Origin of the sequence: Rhodoferax potami (assembly GCF_032193765.1) — a bacterium.
Taxonomy (GTDB): Bacteria; Pseudomonadota; Gammaproteobacteria; order Burkholderiales; family Burkholderiaceae_C; genus Allorhodoferax; species Allorhodoferax potami.
In genome coordinates this window covers 2,543,772-2,565,804 of record NZ_JAVBIJ010000001.1, presented here as the reverse complement: position 1 = coordinate 2,565,804, position 22,033 = coordinate 2,543,772, and the positions used below count along the sequence as shown (strand labels likewise).

Genomic DNA, 22,033 nt, shown 5'->3' with positions numbered 1-22,033 from the left:
AGAGTTCTGACCATCCGGAATCACCCCAGATCACAAGCGTTCATGCGGGTTGCAGGGGTTTTGCAGGGACAACGATAAGGCTTTGCGGTAGGGGCCTGATGTTTTCAAGGAACGCCCACTGATCAGGAAGTTGCTGCAAGTTCTCATCGACAAAGACGCTGCGTCCAAGGTCACGGGGTTCCTTTTGTAACGGCAAGGCGATCAGGTTGCCAAATCCGCCATTCGGCATGGCGTCTTGATTTGGGAACAATCGGTCGTACGATTTAAGGGCCAATTGGCGAGTGCGGGCGCAAGTCGCACTGATCAGCGCCGCGCCAAGACGTCGCGCATCTCTTGCAAGCGTCGCGTTCGCAAAGAATAGCCAGAGGTGAGCTCCCTCGCCGGAGCGCGATATTTCCAGCGCTGCGGGGAGAGCATTGTCGAGGCAGGTTTGTAGCACCGCTCGGGCATCTTCGAGCCAGTCCGCGTCATCAAAGTCGATGGCAAGAAAATGGCATCGATTGTCGACCAATAGTGGGTATATGCCGGCGGTAATCTCGCCTCTAAGATGCTGGCGAATGATGTCGTCAGTGATGGGCGCATACAGGCTATAACTGCACACGCTACATTTTATTACTGGCAATTTGCAAACGCCGGGTTTCCATTTGTTGGTGCAGAGGGGCGAATACCCAGGTTTGCCCGCTTTGTTTATGGCTCTGTCACCTTATCGTGTTGGAATTTACTCCAATGTTGATGTTTCAGAGGGGCCGTTGGGTCTCACACGCGGTCTGGATATGACATCCTTTATCAAGTCTTCAGGGACTCGTGACCATCCGCTCTCGTCGTAGAACCGGAACCACGCCAAGTAGACAGGGAGGTACTTCGTTGCAACTCCCTTAAAGGGTTTGAACCAGCTCTTCATGCGACTGTGCAGAGCGTTAACGTTCTGGATGTGATACGGCCCCAGCTTGTGAGTCCCCCTGGGGATTTGACGGATAACAATTCCCAAGTTCTTGGCTGCGGTTTTATACGAACTTGCTGAGTCCGATACCAAGACCGTATCTTTGGACAGGAGCGGCCCCAAAGAAGAAGTAATCGAGGAAGCACTTGGTACACCAGGTAACACAGACATGAAGCTTGTGCGGGAGCCGCGGGATACGGCTGTAAGTACAGGAATCTGCTCTTTGGAGATTCCTCGCTTGCCCGCCGGCATAGCGCGCTTATGGGCTGTTCGAGGCATTCCTTTCTTGAGACCCTTAAACGACTCCCGAAAGAAGGCTTCATCGACCTCTGCCACTCCCTCTAATGCTTCGGGTTGATGCGCGCTATTTGGCGGCATCAGTCGGTGTCGCCAACGAAACACCACATTGCGGTGCAGTCCGAGTTGCTCAGCAGTCTCTCGCACGCTCAAACCGACCTTCATGCACTGGGCGTACTCCAGCAGCAGACTTTTATGCCAGAGGCCGTTTAACGGGGAACCCGTGAGCCCGGTGAAGCTCTTGAAGCACTTCTTGCACCGGTATCGCTGCTCCCCGGACGCAGTAGTCCCCCACCGCTGGAACGCATTACCTTGGCAGTGAGGGCATTGCCCCTCACGTTCCACATGCGCAGTTACGAGCTCCCGCACGGCAGTTTGCTGGGCGAGCTTGCTTACGGTCTCGTCCAGTTGACGCAATTGATGGGGGCTGAGGGACTCTAAGGACTCCACCAACCGCTGGAAATCTCGGCGGCGCATAGCGCCAAAGTGTACTCACCAACACGATAAGGTGACAGAGCCTTGTTTATCCATCGAACTGGATAGATATCATCTCGCCCGCGAAAGAGTCGTCGGAAGAGCTGAACCTTTGCCGTTTGCGACAACCCGTTCGCAGTTGGCTGCAGCGCAGCATCGCCAGTGTTGAATTTAGACGGTTGCGGTACCGCGATATCGTGCTTTGCAAGCAGTGCCTTCAGCGCTTCATTCTCAGCACGTAACTGGATGAATTCTGCTTCTGTCGTTGACATGCGCGGCTCGCTTTATTTGATAGAAAAACCGATCCGCAGGCCACTTGAGGCTGGGGCGGCTTGCCCAAAATTGGCTACTTTTGCACACCCAAAACAAGGTAAAGCCACCAATTTATTCGCTGTGACGTATGTCGATTGGTTTCAATGAGTGGCTGATCTCATTTGAATGCAATGTCACCCACCCCAGGAGAAATCTACCGTAACTCGCTCGGAGGTAACTTGGGGCATCACCGTTCGACCATGTTTGGTTAGTGTGACCAATCCATATTGAGCCATGGTGTGCAACGACCGCGAAACGTTGGGTACATGTTTTCCCACGGTTTTGGCCAAGGCATCCATGGAGTCTGGGTGACTCTCACGAATGACCTTGAGCAACGCCATGTTCTCATCTGACAAGACTCTTGCCATGGCGGTCACAGAGGGGAACCAAACGTTGGGTTCGTCTTTGGCGCGTTGGCGTGTTCCAGCCGCAATGGCCAGCGATCGTGCACGCTGCATAGGCACTGGCGCAATACCAAACTTCAATACCTTGTTCATGGACTGACCTCTTTCAAAACGCGATCAACTTCAGCATAAAAATCACTGACCAACTGGTAAGCGGTGTCAAACTCATACAACACACCCTCATCCAGAGCGTGTCGATGGCGATGGTCGTATGGAAACCTTTTACCAGCATGCTTGAACCGCGAGCCTGCTGGTCTCACACTATGGGCATTGTCGAAACCAATTAGCCGAGTGTTGTCCGGCGCATGAAGTGTCAAGCTGTACCTGATGCCATGCGGTCGCTCAGCCGTCACATCCGCACTCGAAACTTCCATCTTGACCCAGTAGCCTGCATCATTTTGAACTTCAATATTGCCATCCAAGCCAAGCAAATATTCCAAACCAATGGCCAGTGAACGTTGTGAACCCATGCCAAAGCTTATCATGAACTGATAAGCTTTTCAATGACAAATTGGGGTAGATGTGCCAACCCTTGGTTCATTGAGGCGCTAGGCGTTTGGTGACCCAAAAGCATCCCGCATTTGCCGCGCACGCTTGGCTTGATCAGTGTGAAGGTACACGGAAGTGGTGGACACCGAAGCATGCCGCAAGTTATCTCTCACAGTGGTCAGTTCAGCTCCTCGTGCCAAAGCATGTGTAGCGTGGGTGTGCCTCATCCAGTGGGGACTTGCACGGCGCAGCTTCTCAGCTGTTTTCGGCGACTCAGACTCAATGGCATCCGCAGATGTCACGAAAAATCGCTTGGTGACGCTCCACAACCTCGTCGAAGTAATGCGATCCTGACCATTATTGGCCTGCAAGTCGGCAATGATCGGAGTGGACGGCTTCCACATGGCTGGTGTTGTTGGCACACCTCGCTGCATCAAGTAGTGGTCCAGCGCCACGCGAGCCAACGGGGGTAAGGTCACCTTTCCAGCCTTGCTGCCTTTGCCGACCAACTTGAGCCAATGGTCTCCTTGGGCATCCGTTTCAATCTGCCCCAGGGTTGCACCCACGAACTCACTGGACCTCAGACCCGTTGCATACGCGAAGTCCAGCACAAAGCGTAGTCGCTGAGCGGCAGCAAGCTTCCATCCGTATGACCACTCCAGTCCATTGGCAATGGCCCGGATGATGGCCCACTCACCCTCAGAGAAAACGCGCCCTTCATCCATGGGCGTGCTTCGGCTGCTACCGCGCACCTTGATGCCGGCAAACGGGTTGGCCACCACATAGCGCTGCTCAATCAGCCAACGAAACATCGCACCAATGACAGTCAGGGCGTACGCAGTGGAACGGGGTGATAACCCGGCCGCGAATGGGCGCCACTCGGCAGAAAACCGTGTCTGCGGTGGCCCAACCCATCGGCTGCGTGGCGTGGGATTGCGCAGGAACCCCCGGTAGGCAGTGGCATCCTCGGTTGTGAGCGACGATAGCGCGCGACCACGCTCCAAAACGGCCCACAGAATCAAGCGTTCGGCCTCCTTGCGATAGGCCCGTTTTGTCGCACTGGATTCGTGTAGTGCCAGCCATGCCTGCACGGCCTCATAGTCATTGTCGGCACTGAGCGTGCAGCCCGATGGTGGCCCGCGGAAAGTGCCTTGCGTGCCGTTGAGTTCTTCCGGCACTTGCAGGCGCTCCCACGGAACAACTGTCTGTACTGTTTCGCTGACCATCAATTCCCGCGCCCGTTCGGTCAATTGCGGGTGGGCCGCAAAGAAGACTTCGATTTGGCGGGCCCCTTGTGCTCCCAGCCCAGGGACCACCGTCCACCAGCGCCGACGCCTGGGTACCCGCACCGTCAGTTGTGCCAAGGTCTTGATGTCCTGGGCGTACAGGGCATTTGCAGCACGAACTGAGAGCCACAGGTTCACGTCGTCGGTAATCCTGGGCACAGGCTCAGGGGCAATGCGCAGCGCTTCGATGGCATGGGCAACGGTCCTCGCATGCCGGGCACGCTCATTCGCTGGATGGTCAAGTAGGGCCACCAAATCAGCCCGGTGTCGCTGGCGGGCAATTCGGGTCAATTGACGACGGATGCCTCCAATTATTCCTCGTGATGACTCTCCCGAGACCTTCTGCGTTTCCAGGTATTGGGCCGCGGATTCGCGCGAAGACAGACCGGCATACCAGCCACGCAAGGCGGCCAGTTCGGCTTCACCGGGAAAGCCGTCCGCGCGCTTATCGTTTCCCAATCCGGGCGGTGGGGACATCGGCAGATTTTTCATGGATGCCAGTTTAGAATAATGGAATTACGGCTGTGATAAGCCTTCTTATTGAAATATCACTATTTTGTGTCTAAACTGGCCTTCGTGAAAACACGCCAGCCCTCGCATCCTGAAGGCGCGGACTCCAAATGCCTGCCGGATGCGGCATCGCTGGCCGCGCTGCGGGCTTGGTATGAAGGCTTGTCCGCCCGCCAGGCCGTGGCCCGTTATCTCGGGCACACCAAGGCCGACGGCCAGTCCTCACGAGGCATCCTCGGCGCCATTCGGCGCCAGCTGATCTCGCTGGCCAGGGGGCGGCACCGTGAGGATTTCGCGGCACTGTTCGGTCACCCGGTGTCCGAGCGCAGCAAGCATGCCCGCGCGGTGTCGCGCGCGATCGAGTTGCTGCCGTCATTGCCGACGCCTGAACCGCTGATCGGCGACGACCTCGCGCAGTGGCTGGAGCCACGCGCCGTGCGCGCCCTGCAGACGCAGGGCATCAAAACATTGGCTGCGTTGACGGTGCGCATCCCGCGTCGGCGCCGCTGGTGGGCTGCGGTCCCCGATCTGGGGGTGGCCGGCGCTCGGAAGATCGAGGCTTTCTTCGCGGCACATCCGAAGCTAACCGAGCGCGCCCGCGCGCTCGTAGTCGCCCAGGCGCCACAGGACCTCTCGCCTTGGGAGCAGCTGGCGGTGCCGCACGAGGTCGACGGTTCGCGCGGAACGTTCCGCGCACCGCGTTCGACATGCACGCTCACCGCAGACAACGACTATGAGGCCGTGCAGGCTTGGCTCGCATTGCACGAATCGCCAGCCACCAAGAACGCCTACCGCAAGGAAGCCGAACGGCTGATCCTGTGGGCGATCGTCGAGCGTAGGCGGGCCTTGTCGTCGCTGACGACCGAGGATGCGGTGGCCTACCGTGCGTTTCTGAGGCATCCGTCGCCGCGCGGGCGGTGGATCGGGCCGCCGCGGCCGCGCGCGTCACCGCAGTGGCGACCATTTGCGGGCGACCTGTCATCTCGCTCGATAGCGTATTCGCTATCGGTACTCGGTGCGCTGTATCGATGGCTGATGCAGCAGCGCTATGTACTGACCAACCCGTTCGCCGGCATCAAGGTGCGCGGCGTCGCCAAAGGCGATACGCGTGCAGCCATGCGGGCCTTCACCGAGGGCGAATGGTCGATGATCCAGGCCGTCGCCGAGGCGCTGGAATGGTCCTACGGTTGGGAGCTGGCGGCCGCCCATCGGCTGCGCTTCGTGCTCGACTTCGCCTACGCCACCGGGCTGCGAGCCAGCGAACTTGTCCACGCCAAGCTTGGCATGATCGAGGAAGACCCCAAGGGTGACCGCTGGCTGCACTTGGTCGGCAAGGGGGGCAAATCGGGCAAGGTGGCCCTGCCGCCGATGGCGCGTGCCGCGCTCGACCGATATCTGGCGCAGCGCCGGCTGCCGACCACCCGGTCCAGATGGGCTCCATCGACCCCGCTATTGGGCAGTCTGGAGCAGGACAGCGCAACGGGCATCACGGCCCCGAGGCTGTGGACAGTCATGAAACGGTTCTTCGTCCAGGTGGCGGACGTGATCCGGGAGCAGAGCCCGGCGACCGCCGAGAAGCTGCGGCGGGCCAGCCCGCATTGGATGAGGCACACACATGCCACTCACGCCCTGGAGCGTGGGGTGGACCTCACTACGGTCCGCGACAACCTCCGTCACGCTTCCCTGTCGACCACCTCGATCTATCTGCACACCGACGAGGAAAAGCGGGCGAAGCAACTAGGTGCAGCTTTCGGCGGACAGGCGCGCTGAACCAAGCGGCAGTCACTGAGACACCCTCGGAAAAAAATCAGGTTTGGGCTTACAACCCCGATCTGCCGTTTTTTTGAAATTCATAAAGCTGATTCCCGATGTTGAAGAAGCTTCAATTCTAAAAAAGCGGGCTTAAAGCGAGCTTAAGGTTCGGTCATCTCAGGGTAACCGGTCACTGGCCAGCGTTATTGCCTACGTTACCAAACCGTGTAATGGTGAACGCAATGTATTCTCGGCGAAGTGCTGCTTCCATTGACGAGGCGTCAGTTCTGAAACCCTGGAGGCGGGGTGGTGGCCTACGCGTTGCAAGACATCAACCAGGTAGGTGTAGGGGTCAATGTCATGTAAACGGCATGTCACGATCAGGCTCTGCATGATGCCCGCGTGCTTGGCGCCCACCTCCGTCCAGCAGAACAACCAATTGCGCCTGCCCATTGGTATCGCGCGCAAGGCGCGTTCCAGATGGTTCGTATCCATGGCCGCATCCGCATCGCCCAGAAACACCTGCAGTTGCGCGCGGCGCTCGCGTGCATAGGCCAATGCCTTGGTCAACGGATTGCTGGGCAGGAAGCCTTGCCGCTCGAACTGCAAATCCACCCATTCAAAGAAGTTCTGCACCAGCGGTTTGCTGTGGCTTAGACGGTGCTCTCGTTTGGCATCCCCGTAGAGGTCACGTTCACGAATGGCTTCTTCCTGGGCGTAAATCTCGCCAATTTGCTGCAGCGCCTGGCCAGCGGCCTGTGGCTCGGCCCCTAGAGCTTCAAAGAAGCCACGCCTGCAGTGCGCCCAGCATTGGGCATGCGTAATGCCGGTCTTGGCAGCGTAACGTGCATAGGCCTCATAGCCGTCAGTGAGCAGCACGGCATCTGTGGCCCCTGGCAGCCCCAATGCCTGCTGTACGTGCTCGTGGCGGCGCGACTCGAAATAGGCAAAGCACACCTCATCGAGTTCGCCGTACACAGGCCAGAAGTAGGCCGACTTCATCTTGCAGGGCCCACTGCGCCCGGCCTTGATGGGGGTCTCGTCCATTGCCTTGACCCGGCTGTTGCGGATCGACTCGAGCTGCGTGTCGTAAATCGGCTCCAGCAGGGAAATGGTCTTTTGCGCCAGTTGCGTCAGCCACGCCCGGCTGAGTTTGAAGCCCGCTTGGCTCAGGCGCTGGTGCTGCCGGTACAGCGGAATGTGCCAGGCAAACTTGTCAACAACAACGCCTGCGAGCAAGCTCACGTCAGCGCGGCTGCTCTCAATGATGCCTGTTGGCGCGCCCGCACAGTGCAGGGTTTGCGTGTTGTGGCGCTTGATGACAGAGCGCACATACTTCAGCACCACATAGGCACCGGGGCGCTGTGCCAAGCGGTGGCTGACCTTCTGGCTGACAACCTCGTACTGATCGGGCGAGAGGTCTTTGGTCTCGGGGTTGGCCAGCTCGATGGTGTGCACGGGCACCTTGGTTTCGTCAAAGAACGATGCGGGCGTGCCCTCGTCGGCAAAGTTGCTGCGGGGTTTGCGTCGCTGGTGTGCAGGGATGGTGTTGGAGTCGGAGTCGGCTTCGGGCGCATCAGTGGCAGGGAGGTCGCCCAGGAGTTGCCCCAGGTGCATTTGCTGCGCATCGGGCAAGGGTGCAAAGCGCTCGCTCTTCTTGCCAAAGAGTTGGCGTTTGAACCATTCGAGCTGCTGCTCCAGCGCGCTGATGCTGGCGGCCTGTGCTTGCAGTGTCTGCGCGATGCTCTGCGGCGACAGCCCCATGACCGTTTCGACGGTAAATGTGGGAGTGCTGGTATTGGGCATCGACATGGGCCTTATCTTGCGGCCTTTAGGGACAAAGCAAAAGAGTGCTTCTCCGGATTGAAAATGGGCACATCGTCACCTCCGCGCAGGGTGTTGGTAGCGTTTGTGGCGTCGGCGCACTTCGATGCCTTCGAGCATCAGTTTGAGCGCCGTGCAGTCGATCTCGCCACTGCCGCCTTGAACGCCTTTACGGGAGAACTTGCCGCTCTCCAAACGCTTGCACCACAGGCACCAGCCGCTGCGGTCAAAGTACAGCACCTTCATCTGTGTTTGCCGCCGGTTGATGAAAACAAACATGTGTCCGGCCAGCACATCCACTTCAAACCCCTGGCGTGCCAGAGCGTACAAGCCGTCGTAGGACTGGCGCATATCGGCAGCTTGGCCATACAGGAACACGCGAATGCGGCCCTCGGGAAAGAACATTACCGGCGTACCAGATGCAAACTCATGCCCGAGCCGAGTTCGATGCGTAACCCCATGGCTCCATTGCCGCTGCCGTGCACTCCAGCAAGGTCGCCCAGATCAACGAACGCCGCCTTCGGCACGGTGGTGGGGGCTACCTTGTTCGTTCGCAGCGGGGACGCGATTCCCCTCTGTTTATTCCTAAGCGTGCGTCGGCGAGCAAGGCTGCTGCGACTGATGCCTTCGCGGCTGCAAAATTTATCTATCGTCAATCCAGCGCGGTCAAAACGATCCAGTACCTCAGCCCAAGTCTGTTCACTCAACACTGCACGCCTGAGCACGCTCTGCGTCTCTTCCATATCCGACCCCGTCCTGTTTGTTGATCAGGGCGCATTCTTTGGTACCTGCAATCAGTTCGCAAGAACGCCGGACAGTGACCGGTTACTCATCAAGCGCAAATGGAACAGGAGGAATTGGTTGTCCCTGCAAAACCCCTGCAACCCGCATGAACGCTTGTGATCTGGGGTGATTCCGGATGGTCAGAACTCTCAAATAGATATTCAATGGAGTCTGTTTTCTGGGAGTTTTTGAAAGCAGCGCCATGACCGATGACTTTTTCCGCAACCGCCTGGATCAGATGATCGATTTGCGCCACCCTCTGGCGGTGCTTGCTAACCGCATGCCTTGGCAAGAGATCGAAGCCTCCCTCGTCCAGCGCTGGGCACGCCAGGTCAAGTCTGGCAAGAAGATAGAAGACTTGGACTTGTTTGGTCCGGTCTCGGCCGTTGCCGGTGGCGGCGTCTCCAATGCCGGCCGTCCCCGTCTGCCCACCCGGTTAATGGTTGCCTTGCTGTACCTCAAGCATGCGTTCAATGAGAGCGACGAGGACGTGATCCAGCGCTGGGGTGAGACCCCCACTTGGCAGTACTTTTCTGGCAACGAATACTTTGAACACCAGTGGCCGTGCGACCCGACACAACTGGGGCGCTTTCGTAAAGCTCTGGGCGAAGAAGGCGTGGAAGAACTGCTGGCCCGCACCATGGAAGTGGCGGTCACCCTCAAGCTGATTGCCAAGAAAGAATTGACCCGCATGATCGTGGACTCCACGGTGCAAGAAAAAGCTGTGGCACATCCCACCGACAGCAAGCTGCTGGAGACCGCCCGATCCAAGGTGGTCGAGTTGGCCAAAGCCAATGGCATCGAGCTCAAACAGACCTACGCCAAAGAAGGCCAACTGCTGGGCTACAAGGCTGGGCGCTATGCCCATGCCCGCCAGTTCAAGCGCATGCGCAAAGCCATCAAACGCCAGCGCACCATCGTTGGACGGCTGCAGCGCGAGGTGGCTCGCAAGATGACCACGCTCAGCCAAGCCATACAAGAGACCTTGGGCCAGACCTTGGACAAGGCCAAACGCTTGGTCACGCAGACCGGCAGTCGCAAGGCAGTGGACAACCGCGCCAAGCTCTACAGCTGGCATGCGCCCGAGGTGGAGTGCATCTCAAAAGGCAAGAGCCGCAATCCGTACGAGTTCGGCGTGAAGGTGGGTCTGGCCATGACGCTCAAGGGCAATTTGATCGTGGGAGCCAGGAGCTTTCCCGGTAACCCGTATGACGGGCACACCATGCACGAGCAGATCGAGCAAAGCGCTATCCTGATGCAAGGCTTGGGGGTCAAGCCCGAGGTGGTGTACGCAGACTTGGGCTACCGGGGTGTGGACAAAGACAACCCGGACATTGAGATCAAACACCGGTGTCACGCGCAGTATGAAAATGACACGCAAACGCGGTGAGGAATTGATACACCTCGACTAACGTGCCAAGCCATCCGAACCATGGATGGGACTGGCAATGATTACGAACGAGGAGTACATGGAACTCAAGGTTTTAAGGAAGCACAGGCTGAGCTTGCGCGAGATATCGGCGCAAACTGGAATGGCAGTCAACACGGTGCGTAAGTATTTGGAGGGCGGTCCGCCGGCCATGAAGAAACTGCCGGAACGTAAAAGCAAGCTCGATCCATTCAAGGACTACTTGGCTGGACGTATTCAGGCGGCCAAGCCTGATTGGATTCCCGCAACGGTGCTGCAGCGTGAGATTGCCGCACAGGGGTATACGGGCTCCGTGCGCATCCTGCAGGAGTACCTCAAGGAGTTGCGTCCACAGGCGCGCCCGGATCCGGTTGTGCGGTTCGAGACCCAGCCCGGTGAGCAAATGCAGATGGACTGGATCGAGTTCCGCAAGTCTGGGCATAAAGACGGCATGTTGGCGGCGTTTGTGGCAACGCTTGGCCACAGCCGGGCGACCTTCGCGGAGTTTGTCACAGACATGAAGCTGGAGACACTACTGGCGTGCCATGTCAGGGCGTTCGAGAGCTTTGGTGGAGTCACCCGTGAAGTGCTGTACGACAACATGAAGACCGTCATCCTCAAGCGTGACGCCTACGGCAAGAACCTGCACCAGTTCCAGGGTGCCTTTGCTGACTTTGCGCACCACCATGGCTTTGTGCCGCGGGTGTGCAAGCCCTATCGGGCCAAGACCAAGGGCAAAGTCGAACGCATGAATGGCTACATCCGGCGCAGCTTCTGGGTGCCATTGGTGGCGAGTATGAAGCAGCAATGCTTGGTGGTGGACGCGGACACAGCCAATCGGGAAATGCGCACCTGGCTGCGTGACGTTGCCAATGTGCGGATCCACGGAACCACTGGGTGTGTGCCGGCACTGGCTTTGCAACAGGAGCGCACACATCTGCTGGCCATCCCCAGCGCCTACAGTGGGCGAACAGTGCGTCAATTGCAAAAAGTCACCGGTAGCGGCGCAGCAGTCCGGCCAATTCCAGCCGCGGCATGGCGAGGCCTGCAGCATCCTCTGGCGATGTATGACACGCTGGTGCACAACCAAGCCTCAGCAGGAGGACGACCATGAGCCTGCAAATGGAAAGACTGCGTGAACTGTGTGATCAGCTGCGCCTGCTCAACTTACCCGATCAGCTTGCCCACTTGGGGCAAATGGCGGCCAAGAAAGAGCTGGGGTACCTGGAGTTCCTGGAGCAAGCCTTGCGTGGCGAGGCTCTAGCCAGAGTGGAGAGAACACGCGCCATGCTCACGCGCATAGCGGGCTTCCCCGCCATCAAGACGCTTGATGAGTTTGACTTCCAGTTTGCCAGCGGCGTGCCCAAACCCCTGGTACAGGAGCTTGGCAGTCTGGCCTTCGTGGAGCGCAGCGAGAACGTGGTCTTGCTGGGCGCCAGTGGGGTGGGCAAAACCCACTTGGCCATCGCCTTGGGCTACAGGGCAACCCAGGCTGGAATCAAGACGCGTTTCATCACGGCGGCAGATCTGCTGATGACACTGAGCACGGCACTACGGCAGAACACCCTGGAAGAGGCTATCAAACGCATCGTGCGTCCCTACCGGCTGTTGATCATTGACGAGGTCGGGTACCTTCCCATGAATCGGGAACAGGCGAATCTTCTGTTCCAAGTCATTGCCAAACGCTATGAAGTGGGAAGTCTCATCCTGACCTCCAATCTGCCGTTTGGGCAATGGGACCAGACGTTTGCAGACGATGCCACGCTGACAGCGGCGCTACTTGACCGACTGCTCCACCACGCCCATGTGGTCCCGATTTCAGGAGACTCCTATCGCCTGAAAGATAAGCGGCGTGCCGGTGTGATTGCCGCCAGCAGCAATACCCTACTCAAACGAAAACGCAGTCACCTTGATACACAGGAGGAACAGGCAGCCTAAGGGCGCCAAGCAGTCAGTGGCGAGCCACTGACTGCTTGAAAGACAAGCAAAGACAAAACAGACAATCGCCCCACACAACGGTGTATCAAATCCATGCCGCGTTTGCGTTCGACAGCTGTATCAAATCGAAACTGCGTTTGACACTCGGCGAGGCATTCCAGTTTGACTGGAGCTGCGAATACGTAGTAATTGGGGGCTTACGCAAACGTCTGGAAGTGGCGCACACCAAGCTGGCGGCCAGTCGGGCATTCGTGCTGGTGGCGTACTTCACCCAGTCCCACGAGATGCTGTTTGATGCGCATACCAAGGCCTTTGAAGTGTTCGGTGGCGTGCCCAAGCGCGGTATCTACGACAACATGCGAACGGCCGTGGACAAGGTGGGTAAAGGTAAGGAGCGCAGCGTCAATGCCCGGTTTGAATCGATGACAGGGCACTACCTGTTTGAGGCCGAGTTCTGCAACCGCGCAGCGGGCTGGGAGAAGGGGCGCGTGGAGAAGAATGTCCAGGACCGGCGTCGGCACATCTGGCGGGAAGCGGCCGAGAAGCGCTGGACCAGTCTTGCCGAGCTCAATGACTGGTTGCTGCAGGCCTGTCAGGACAGTTGGGCAGAACTGAGCCACCCGGACTGGCCGGAGCTCACAGTAGCCGACGTCATGCAGGATGAGCGTAGCCGCCTGTTGGCCTTGCCCAAGGCATTTGACGGCTATGTGGAGCAACCTTTGCGGGTCACCTCCACGGCGCTGATCCACTTCCAGCGCAACCGCTACAGCGTGCCTTGCGAATGGGTGAACACGGTAGTGAGTCTGCGGGCGTATCCAGAATTCCTTCGCGTGGTGGACAGCCACGGCGAAGTGGTTGATCTGGTTCGCAGCTTTGAGCGTGATCAGACCTTCTATGACTGGCGCCACTACATCAGCCTGATAGAGCGCAAGCCCGGTGCCCTGCGCAACGGCGCCCCCTTCAAGACCATGCCCGAGCCACTTCAGGAGTTGCAACGGCAGTTACTTAGTCGTCCCTGCAAAATTCACTTCAAGCCACCCCCCAGCGCCGATCTGAGCCTTGCAGTCGGTTGAGGCCGATGATTTTGGCCAATTTCTCAAACAAGCCCGTCAAACCGCTCACCTGCAGCAGGCACAACAAAAGGCCCAGGCCTTTCCGGGCGATCATCCGCAGCAGCCAGCGGATGTTGTAGCCCGCCGCGCACAGCACCGCGTGCAGTGCATCGCCTGCTGAGCCTTTGAGGTGGCAGCGGTCCATGCGGTGATCCGCTTTGAGGTGCCCGATGATCGGCTCGATCGCTTGGCGCCGTTTGAGCAGTCTGCGCTCTTCATCGGTCAACCGCTTGTCCTTGCCCCGGTGTTTGATCTCAATGTCCGGGTTGTCTTTGTCCACACCCCGGTAGCCCAAGTCTGCGTACACCACCTCGGGCTTGACCCCCAAGCCTTGCATCAGGATAGCGCTTTGCTCGATCTGCTCGTGCATGGTGTGCCCGTCATACGGGTTACCGGGAAAGCTCCTGGCTCCCACGATCAAATTGCCCTTGAGCGTCATGGCCAGACCCACCTTCACGCCGAACTCGTACGGATTGCGGCTCTTGCCTTTTGAGATGCACTCCACCTCGGGCGCATGCCAGCTGTAGAGCTTGGCGCGGTTGTCCACTGCCTTGCGACTGCCGGTCTGCGTGACCAAGCGTTTGGCCTTGTCCAAGGTCTGGCCCAAGGTCTCTTGTATGGCTTGGCTGAGCGTGGTCATCTTGCGAGCCACCTCGCGCTGCAGCCGTCCAACGATGGTGCGCTGGCGTTTGATGGCTTTGCGCATGCGCTTGAACTGGCGGGCATGGGCATAGCGCCCAGCCTTGTAGCCCAGCAGTTGGCCTTCTTTGGCGTAGGTCTGTTTGAGCTCGATGCCATTGGCTTTGGCCAACTCGACCACCTTGGATCGGGCGGTCTCCAGCAGCTTGCTGTCGGTGGGATGTGCCACAGCTTTTTCTTGCACCGTGGAGTCCACGATCATGCGGGTCAATTCTTTCTTGGCAATCAGCTTGAGGGTGACCGCCACTTCCATGGTGCGGGCCAGCAGTTCTTCCACGCCTTCTTCGCCCAGAGCTTTACGAAAGCGCCCCAGTTGTGTCGGGTCGCACGGCCACTGGTGTTCAAAGTATTCGTTGCCAGAAAAGTACTGCCAAGTGGGGGTCTCACCCCAGCGCTGGATCACGTCCTCGTCGCTCTCATTGAACGCATGCTTGAGGTACAGCAAGGCAACCATTAACCGGGTGGGCAGACGGGGACGGCCGGCATTGGAGACGCCGCCACCGGCAACGGCCGAGACCGGACCAAACAAGTCCAAGTCTTCTATCTTCTTGCCAGACTTGACCTGGCGTGCCCAGCGCTGGACGAGGGAGGCTTCGATCTCTTGCCAAGGCATGCGGTTAGCAAGCACCGCCAGAGGGTGGCGCAAATCGATCATCTGATCCAGGCGGTTGCGGAAAAAGTCATCGGTCATGGCGCTGCTTTCAAAAACTCCCAGAAAACAGACTCCATTGAATATCTATTTGAGAGTTCTGACCATCCGGAATCACCCCAGATCACAAGCGTTCATGCGGGTTGCAGGGGTTTTGCAGGGACAACTAAGTAAATACTTTATCAGAGCCATTGCAGTACACAAACAATACAATCTATCAATTTATTGAAAATGTGAATAGCACAAAGCATTTGTCACGACTAACTTTAGGAGGAAAGCTCATAACAAACCGTTGCCCGATGAATATTTCAAACTTAGTGCATTAATGGTCTTCAAACGCTGAACGTGAACGAGGATTAAGCTTTAATCTCAATTGACTCCACAGTTCAACGTTGAATTACACGAGGCAACCACATTTGGACCGAAAATCCAACGCCTTGGTTATTAAAAGCTTCAACACCCCCCCCCTGCCTTTCAATCATTTCACGCGCAAGGGCCAATCCCAAGCCGTCGCCGAGCGAAGTATTCGAGTTTTCCCCCGGAAATTTTGCTTAAATAAGAATGGAAAATCTTTATCAGAAACACCTGGGCCATCATCAGACACCTCCAAAATAAAACCGCCATCGTCAAGTCGACCATTAAAATTGATGTTGGTACCAGCCGGAGTATATGTAACGGCGTTGCATGCAAATGCACGTAGAGCTAACGAGGTAAGTACCGGATCACATAAAATCGTATCCGGTAAATCTTCGAGGTTCATATGAAATTTATGTCGTGTAGAAATAGATCTAGCTGCATCGTGTGCTTCATAGACCATATTACAGACATCTGCTTCTTCTCTCGATACTCCAGCTGGATTTCCAAAGCAATTTATCGCGCTTAAGCAGGTCTGAATTAAATTTATCAATTGATCGACTGTTCTCCTAATTCGATTGCAGCGCATACGTAAAGCTTCGGCACTTGTTGGTAAATCCAACTCTATATTCATTGCCATGGAATCCACAAGGGACAATGGTGTTCTCAATTCATGTGACAACATTCGAGTCAGGGACTTTTGATATTGACGTGTCTGCCAAATCAAATTCGAAGCATCCTCAAGGCGAACAAGAGCATCAGTCAATTCTTCTGTTCTCTTTGATAACTGAAGCTCTAGTTCAGCATACTTAAATTTAATATTTTCAATTTCTTCCATGCCCTATCCATTTATTGATTGATTGAGAGTCGATGCTTATTAAGCCAATTTTCGAAAAATATCAAATGAATCATAAGTTGAAATTTAGGGATGGTGTCCAAAACTCAACGCCGAAGCGGCTGTAAATGTCTGAATCCCGCATAACGGATCTGACGGATTCCATTTCAATTGAATCTGCGCTGCAGCCATCGAAATCCTGGCGTTTTCGCGCCCGATCTGGGCGCCCTGGCCGTTTGCGGGCGCACTCATGCCTGCGATCCTGCTGCCAGTTTCTTGCGAACCATCCACAGGTTCGAGAGCATGAACAGCGTGAACAACTGCGCGGTGTTCTTGGACAGACCGCGATAGCGCACCTTGTTGTGGCCAAACTGACGCTTGATCACCCGAAACGGATGCTCCACCTTGGCTCGAATGCTGGCCTTGAGTTTTTCAATCTGGTCGGTGATCGCACCCAGCGTGCTCGTCTTGTCCAGTGCCCGGCGCTTGCCCGGCCGCATGGCTACATGCCAGTTGACATCCATGCCTTGGGTTTCTTCGCGCTTGCCCACCCCCTGGTAGCCGGCATCGGCATACACGTCGCTCTCGCTTCCATGCACCAGCGCATGGGCCTGCGTGACATCGTTGACGTTGGCCGCAGTGCCCACCATCGAGTGAACCAGGCCAGAGTCAGCATCCGAGCCAATGTGCGATTTTATGCCGTGATGCCACTGATTGCCTTTCTTGGCCTGGTGCATCTCAGGGTCGCGCTTGCCGCTGCTGTTCTTGGTGGAGCTGGGTGCATCGATGACGGTGCCACTGTTGAGCATCAGGCCACGAGCCTTGAGCATGGCATTGACGGTCTCGAAGAATGCCTTGGCCAGGTTGTGCTTCTCCAGCAGGTGGCGAAACCTAAGAATGCTGACCCGATCGGGCAATCGGTCGTTCGTATCCAAGCCGGCAAATTCGCGGTACAGCGGCGTCTCAAACAGAGCTTCTTCCATGGCGAAGTCGCTCAGACCAAAGAGTTGCTGCAGAAGATGCAAGCGCAGCATGGTCTCATGCCCAAAGGGCGGGCGGCCCGTTGTCTTGGGCGGCGACACCGCTATGAGCTGGGCCACCAGCTCAGGCCAGGGAACCACGCAATTCATCAGCTCCAGCAGTTCCATCTTGCGCGTGCGGCGCGTGTTCAGGTCAAGACCAAGGTCGGTTTGTTTCATGCCGTCATTGAACGCAATTTATGTGCCTCAATCATGCAAATCGCCGGAGAGTTTTGAACACATTCCTTAGGTATTAGAAATACACAAATACAATCTTATCACAGCAACAAAGGTAACTAAATACATTTTATTATTCCCGCGGGCGGAAAGCTGAACCAATTTTAATCAAAGTCAGACATGTCAATTGAATGAAATATACAAAATATGCATCAAGACTAGGGAATGTGTTCAAAACTCTCCGGCGATTTGCATGATTGAGGCACATAAATTGCGTTCAATGACGGCATGAAACAAACCGACCTTGGTCTTGACCTGAACACGCGCCGCACGCGCAAGATGGAACTGCTGGAGCTGATGAATTGCGTGGTTCCCTGGCCTGAGCTGGTGGCCCAGCTCATAGCGGTGTCGCCGCCCAAGACAACGGGCCGCCCGCCCTTTGGGCATGAGACCATGCTGCGCTTGCATCTTCTGCAGCAACTCTTTGGTCTGAGCGACTTCGCCATGGAAGAAGCTCTGTTTGAGACGCCGCTGTACCGCGAATTTGCCGGCTTGGATACGAACGACCGATTGCCCGATCGGGTCAGCATTCTTAGGTTTCGCCACCTGCTGGAGAAGCACAACCTGGCCAAGGCATTCTTCGAGACCGTCAATGCCATGCTCAAGGCTCGTGGCCTGATGCTCAACAGTGGCACCGTCATCGATGCACCCAGCTCCACCAAGAACAGCAGCGGCAAGCGCGACCCTGAGATGCACCAGGCCAAGAAAGGCAATCAGTGGCATCACGGCATGAAATCGCACATTGGCTCGGATGCTGACTCTGGCCTGGTTCACTCGATGGTGGGCACTGCGGCCAACGTCAACGATGTCACGCAGGCCCATGCGCTGGTGCATGGAAGCGAGAGCGACGTGTATGCCGATGCCGGCTACCAGGGGGTGGGCAAGCGCGAAGAAACCCAAGGCATGGATGTCAACTGGCATGTAGCCATGCGGCCGGGCAAGCGCCGGGCACTGGACAAGACGAGCACGCTGGGTGCGATCACCGACCAGATTGAAAAACTCAAGGCCAGCATTCGAGCCAAGGTGGAGCATCCGTTTCGGGTGATCAAGCGTCAGTTTGGCCACAACAAGGTGCGCTATCGCGGTCTGTCCAAGAACACCGCGCAGTTGTTCACGCTGTTCATGCTCTCGAACCTGTGGATGGTTCGCAAGAAACTGGCAGCAGGATCGCAGGCATGAGTGCGCCCGCAAACGGCCAGGGCGCCCAGATCGGGCGCGAAAACGCCAGGATTTCGATGGCTGCAGCGCAGATTCAATTGAAATGGAATCCGTCAGATCCGTTATGCGGGATTCAGACATTTACAGCCGCTTCGGCGTTGAGTTTTGGACACCATCCCTAGATTTCAGTGTAGTTACTTTCAGCATGTAAATTTTAATTTACAAATTAATCTCGTAATTAAAACTTGCAGTTCTTAAAAATCGGCAAAAATTAATTTTTAAAATCCCAAAGAATGAAAGAAATTGCAAGCTTTAAAATGGCGGATGCAGTATATTTATTTTGGCTAAAAATAATATTTTAACACATGCGTGCAGCATGTCCAGTAGCCCAAATTTATCTAGGCAGATCTAATCTGACTTTGGGTAAGTCAGATAATTACGTGCGGGCATCAAAGATTAATGCAGGAAGCCTAAAACTACAAAAATGGAATTTTCAAAATTAAATTTGCTTGAAACTTTTGATTACTATGACGAGTCTATTTCGTTGATTGACTTGATTGAGTCTGCAATTAAAGAGCAGCTATTGCGGCATAGAGAAATCAAACTTTGCCGACTCAGTGCTGGTAATCAAGATGGTCCAATTTATATTCAAAGCAAATATGGTTTGTTGAAAATAGCTCTTCAGATTTTATTTGATTCATTTCCAACTGGAAATCTACCACTTAAAATAGACGTAGAAATATTGCCAGGCGATAAAAAATTTGTTGCATTAAGCGGTAATGTCGGAGCAGGAGATCGTCTAAAGCAAATTGATGAGCCTGAATTGCAAGTGTTACCGCACTTAAATTCCACCATATTGCTGGATTTAGCAAGCCTAATAACAAATCTGCATGGCGGACAGCTTGAGGTACTCAAATGTAGAGTTGGCAACTGTCCCCGCTCGGAAATTTATTCGTTTTTGTTAATGTTGCCAATTTGCAATTATTTGAAAATTAATGATTCTTTAAGTAAGCCAAGAAACACCGTGCTGAAACCAACCGGTGGAGTCAATGTACATTCAGGTATTAACTCGGATCCCCCTATAACATTTTCATTATCTCGACAAGAGATAGAGTATTTAAATGAGATTGCACTAAATCTGGCTCATCGAGATAATCTAAAGGAAGGATAGGAAAAATGAAAAAAGTTCTGCTTGTCGACGACAAAGAGATAAATTGCAAACTCCTTTCAATTCACCTTGTGGCTGGTTATGAGGTATTTGAAGCGTGTAATGGCATCCAGGCACTAGAAATAATTAAGCGTGAAAAGCCATACGCCGTCTTGCTTGATATCATGATGGCGGGAGAGCTAGATGGTTTGGACGTATTGAACTCCATTAAAACCGATCCACTCCTAAAAGATATATTGGTTGCTATGGTTACCGTACGAGACAAAGAAAAAGATATCAAGGTTGGCGAGAAATATGGTGCAGATGCTTATTTCTCCAAACCCTTTGATACAAAAAAAATCCTTCATTGGCTAAGTGCGGGTTGAATCGCAACAAATCATAATATTTATGCAAAAATTCTGCTGTGAATATGAAGATTCAGATGATGGGGAAGTCTGCCATCCTTTGCATTTAAGGAAGTTCTCAACCATATTAGGATTTTTTGTTTAGCTTATTTATGTCTGATCCATTTTTTGTCTCTGGCGCGAGTAGTATCAATTCTACGAGTCAAATTCGTGCGGAAAAAGATGATTATTCAAATATATGCAAGCAGCGCGATTTAAAGTCGAGTTTGCCCGCTCGAAATCGATCTGTTTATGATGGCTGCATTACAGGTCAGGTTGGGGACTCCAACGCAGTGAGCTGTAAGAATATATTAAGTTTTAAACCGAGCGAGAGATGTATATATACTGCGCGAATTTGCTCTCACATAATGCAGAATTATTTGGTGAGCATATCAAATGCATCAAATAACTATGTTATAAATGAAGCTACTTCACATTGGAGCGAAAGCGCGGAAGCGATAGCTTCAATTATCCAGGCTCTTTTACCTTCAATTCTATTGCTCATCGATCCTTGTTTCCAGAAGCATCAAAGACTGCAGCAATATGTAAAAACTTTGGCAAATCAATTAAGTGGGAAAGAGAAGTATAAAGAATCTCTTAGTCTTTGTAATGTTGATTTATTGTCTAAACTTGTTCCGTTGTACAATGTGGGTATAGCCTGCATATCAAATGAAATTATCAATAAAACGCAGCCGCTTACATCCAACGAGTCGAGTCTATTGAAGACCTATCCGCTACTCGGTCTAGATCTTTTTGAGGAGGTTGAAAGTCATCTTGGTTTCAACTTAGGTTTTTTTAGGTTAGCAAAGGAAATTATTAGTTCTCATAGGGAGTTATGGGATGGCTCTGGTTATCCGTTTGGCTTAAGTGGGGAATTTATACCGATCACTGCTCGAATTTTGGCAGTTGCAGAAGCATATGACATTGCGACTTTTCGCTGCCTTAGAGGCCAAAGCTTGACACATGATAGTGCGCTAGATGTACTAATTGAACGTTCGGGCTCAATGTACGATCCAGAAGTAATTCATGCATTTATTGAAGTGGAAGACGAAATCCGCTATTTTAGTGAGAATCTAAATTCTTGCTTACAAGGTGCTAGCAAGTCTTTTCTATCAAATGAAATCATCTTTAAACCAGAACTCTTACTTAAAGATGTGAAGATAAAACTGGATTCCTTGCCTGTTGAATCGCTTCCCTATATTTTGGCGATTCTTTCCGAATCATCCTATGCATTCAACCCGATAACGGATGTGGTTCTCCCTTTACTTGCCGATGATGCTCCAATAACTTTTGGGCCGACTCATCGAACGTTAGTTGAACTATATGATCTTAGGCATGGCAGTAATTATATTGCGACTGAAGAGCATCTCGACAAATTAGATATTTTTAAGGCAGGCCATAATAGTAGGGCCGCGAATGTTGCGTTGAGATTCTTGAGTGACCTTCCCGCTTTTATGCCTACATCGGCTCTGAATCAAAGATTGCGGTAATGAGATTTGCAAAATATCAAGCCCTTTATCGGATCATTTCTGCTAACTTTTGTATTTATCCTACCGTTGGTATTTGTGTATTTTGAGGCCCCATGTGAAATTTCTCTGAGTCCTTGCGTGCAATTACGCTTTACTAGACTGAGATAGAGTGATTTTTATTTCTTAAATTCCCAGTAGGATACGCCTAGAAATTTGTTACATTGGCTTTGACCCGAACAACTGACCCAAGTGCCTGTTGCGCCGCAATCAGTTTCCAGTCGTAGGTCCTCCCGCTGTCATTAAATCAAATTCCAAACGTTCAGCGCTTCTGTGCTGTAATATCCTGTTGATATATCTCGACATATGCGTTCTGTGTAGGCCTGCGAGACTGGGTGTGATCGGGTCTACACACTTGGTCTTAGTCTATTCTGCCAGTCCATATTCAATTAATTCAAAGGCATCCGTCCTGAGGGATGTTCAGCTGTGGGTAATCCCCCCGATAAACCAAAGGCCCCAGAAGTAGAATTTTCTAA

Annotated in this window: 21 protein-coding genes and 1 pseudogene; 9 read left to right on the top strand and 13 right to left on the bottom strand. The window is 54.1% G+C overall.

Annotated elements, in window-relative coordinates; all coding sequences use genetic code 11:
• Window positions 1-40: 40 nt before the first annotated feature.
• The 6 genes from RAE21_RS12285 to RAE21_RS12260 all read right to left on the bottom strand — a co-directional run bounded on the left by RAE21_RS12285 (window position 41) and on the right by RAE21_RS12260 (window position 4,679).
• The gene (locus RAE21_RS12285) at window positions 41-691 is read right to left on the bottom strand and encodes a TOTE conflict system archaeo-eukaryotic primase domain-containing protein (protein WP_428984065.1); all 651 of its coding nucleotides are present in this window, start codon (window positions 689-691) and stop codon (window positions 41-43) included.
• 27 nt (window positions 692-718) lie between these two features.
• On the bottom strand, window positions 719-1,714 hold the full coding sequence (locus tag RAE21_RS12280; RefSeq protein ID WP_313881603.1) for an IS1595 family transposase: 996 nt from the start codon (window positions 1,712-1,714) through the stop codon (window positions 719-721).
• On the bottom strand, window positions 1,675-1,983 hold the full coding sequence (locus RAE21_RS12275; RefSeq protein ID WP_313881602.1) for a hypothetical protein: 309 nt from the start codon (window positions 1,981-1,983) through the stop codon (window positions 1,675-1,677). Before RAE21_RS12275 ends, RAE21_RS12280 begins: the two co-directional genes overlap by 40 nt.
• 174 nt (window positions 1,984-2,157) lie before the next feature.
• Window positions 2,158-2,520 carry an HVO_A0114 family putative DNA-binding protein gene (locus tag RAE21_RS12270; RefSeq protein ID WP_313876442.1) on the bottom strand — a complete coding sequence of 121 codons (363 nt, stop codon included), beginning with the start codon at window positions 2,518-2,520 and terminating at the stop codon, window positions 2,158-2,160.
• On the bottom strand, window positions 2,517-2,897 hold the full coding sequence (locus tag RAE21_RS12265; protein ID WP_313876443.1) for a toxin-antitoxin system TumE family protein: 381 nt from the start codon (window positions 2,895-2,897) through the stop codon (window positions 2,517-2,519). The genes RAE21_RS12270 and RAE21_RS12265 overlap by 4 nt, the downstream gene beginning before the upstream one ends.
• A gap of 78 nt (window positions 2,898-2,975) precedes the next feature.
• Entirely contained in the window at window positions 2,976-4,679 is a 1,704-nt protein-coding gene (locus RAE21_RS12260) for a site-specific integrase (protein WP_428984064.1), read from the bottom strand.
• A gap of 99 nt (window positions 4,680-4,778) precedes the next feature.
• Here RAE21_RS12260 and RAE21_RS12255 point away from each other — a divergent pair, with 99 nt between their 5' ends.
• On the top strand, window positions 4,779-6,482 hold the full coding sequence (locus RAE21_RS12255) for a site-specific integrase (protein ID WP_313881600.1): 1,704 nt from the start codon (window positions 4,779-4,781) through the stop codon (window positions 6,480-6,482).
• A gap of 192 nt (window positions 6,483-6,674) precedes the next feature.
• Here RAE21_RS12255 and tnpC read toward each other — a convergent pair whose 3' ends face one another.
• From tnpC to RAE21_RS12240, 3 genes are all read right to left on the bottom strand, one after another.
• On the bottom strand, window positions 6,675-8,276 hold the full coding sequence (tnpC, locus tag RAE21_RS12250) for an IS66 family transposase (RefSeq protein WP_313881599.1): 1,602 nt from the start codon (window positions 8,274-8,276) through the stop codon (window positions 6,675-6,677).
• Window positions 8,277-8,345: 69 nt separating this feature from the next.
• Complete coding sequence (gene tnpB / locus RAE21_RS12245) at window positions 8,346-8,693, bottom strand: IS66 family insertion sequence element accessory protein TnpB (protein ID WP_313873004.1); 348 nt, start codon at window positions 8,691-8,693, stop codon at window positions 8,346-8,348.
• Entirely contained in the window at window positions 8,693-9,031 is a 339-nt protein-coding gene (locus RAE21_RS12240; RefSeq protein WP_313881598.1) for a hypothetical protein, read from the bottom strand. Before RAE21_RS12240 ends, tnpB begins: the two co-directional genes overlap by 1 nt.
• A gap of 242 nt (window positions 9,032-9,273) precedes the next feature.
• Between RAE21_RS12240 and RAE21_RS12235 the strand changes: the two genes are divergently transcribed.
• The 4 genes and pseudogenes from RAE21_RS12235 to istA (RAE21_RS12220) all read left to right on the top strand — a co-directional run.
• Entirely contained in the window at window positions 9,274-10,461 is a 1,188-nt protein-coding gene (locus tag RAE21_RS12235; RefSeq protein WP_313881597.1) for an IS5 family transposase, read from the top strand.
• A gap of 58 nt (window positions 10,462-10,519) precedes the next feature.
• Window positions 10,520-11,593 (top strand): IS21 family transposase, encoded by a 1,074-nt coding sequence (istA, locus tag RAE21_RS12230; RefSeq protein WP_428984048.1) that lies wholly within the window; start codon window positions 10,520-10,522, stop codon window positions 11,591-11,593.
• A complete protein-coding gene (istB, locus tag RAE21_RS12225; RefSeq protein ID WP_313879687.1) occupies window positions 11,590-12,417 on the top strand; it encodes an IS21-like element helper ATPase IstB in 828 nt (275 codons plus the stop codon). The genes istA (RAE21_RS12230) and istB overlap by 4 nt, the downstream gene beginning before the upstream one ends.
• Window positions 12,418-12,560: 143 nt before the next feature.
• A pseudogene (gene istA / locus RAE21_RS12220) lies at window positions 12,561-13,433 on the top strand (IS21 family transposase); the annotation flags it as partial.
• Window positions 13,434-13,446: 13 nt separating this feature from the next.
• Here the strand turns inward: istA (RAE21_RS12220) and RAE21_RS12215 are convergent.
• From RAE21_RS12215 to RAE21_RS12200, 4 genes are all read right to left on the bottom strand, one after another.
• Window positions 13,447-14,919, bottom strand: a complete 1,473-nt coding sequence (locus tag RAE21_RS12215; protein ID WP_313880209.1) for an IS5 family transposase — start codon at window positions 14,917-14,919, stop codon at window positions 13,447-13,449.
• Between the two features lie 436 nt (window positions 14,920-15,355).
• Window positions 15,356-16,069 carry a sensor histidine kinase gene (locus RAE21_RS12210; protein WP_313881596.1) on the bottom strand — a complete coding sequence of 238 codons (714 nt, stop codon included), beginning with the start codon at window positions 16,067-16,069 and terminating at the stop codon, window positions 15,356-15,358.
• A gap of 84 nt (window positions 16,070-16,153) precedes the next feature.
• Entirely contained in the window at window positions 16,154-16,318 is a 165-nt protein-coding gene (locus tag RAE21_RS12205; RefSeq protein ID WP_313881595.1) for a hypothetical protein, read from the bottom strand.
• The gene (locus tag RAE21_RS12200; RefSeq protein WP_313881594.1) at window positions 16,315-17,265 is read right to left on the bottom strand and encodes an IS5 family transposase; all 951 of its coding nucleotides are present in this window, start codon (window positions 17,263-17,265) and stop codon (window positions 16,315-16,317) included. Before RAE21_RS12200 ends, RAE21_RS12205 begins: the two co-directional genes overlap by 4 nt.
• A gap of 285 nt (window positions 17,266-17,550) precedes the next feature.
• On the opposite strand from RAE21_RS12200, the gene RAE21_RS12195 reads away from it, so the two are divergent.
• The 4 genes from RAE21_RS12195 to RAE21_RS12180 all read left to right on the top strand — a co-directional run bounded on the left by RAE21_RS12195 (window position 17,551) and on the right by RAE21_RS12180 (window position 21,521).
• Window positions 17,551-18,501: an IS5 family transposase gene (locus RAE21_RS12195; protein ID WP_313881593.1), complete on the top strand. Its 951-nt coding sequence runs from the start codon at window positions 17,551-17,553 to the stop codon at window positions 18,499-18,501.
• Between the two features lie 463 nt (window positions 18,502-18,964).
• Window positions 18,965-19,651 carry a hypothetical protein gene (locus RAE21_RS12190; RefSeq protein WP_313881592.1) on the top strand — a complete coding sequence of 229 codons (687 nt, stop codon included), beginning with the start codon at window positions 18,965-18,967 and terminating at the stop codon, window positions 19,649-19,651.
• Window positions 19,652-19,656: 5 nt separating this feature from the next.
• Window positions 19,657-20,013, top strand: coding sequence for a response regulator (locus tag RAE21_RS12185; protein WP_313881591.1), 357 nt, complete (start codon window positions 19,657-19,659; stop codon window positions 20,011-20,013).
• 131 nt (window positions 20,014-20,144) lie between these two features.
• Window positions 20,145-21,521: an HD-GYP domain-containing protein gene (locus RAE21_RS12180; RefSeq protein WP_313881590.1), complete on the top strand. Its 1,377-nt coding sequence runs from the start codon at window positions 20,145-20,147 to the stop codon at window positions 21,519-21,521.
• The last annotated feature ends 512 nt before the right edge of the window (window positions 21,522-22,033 follow it).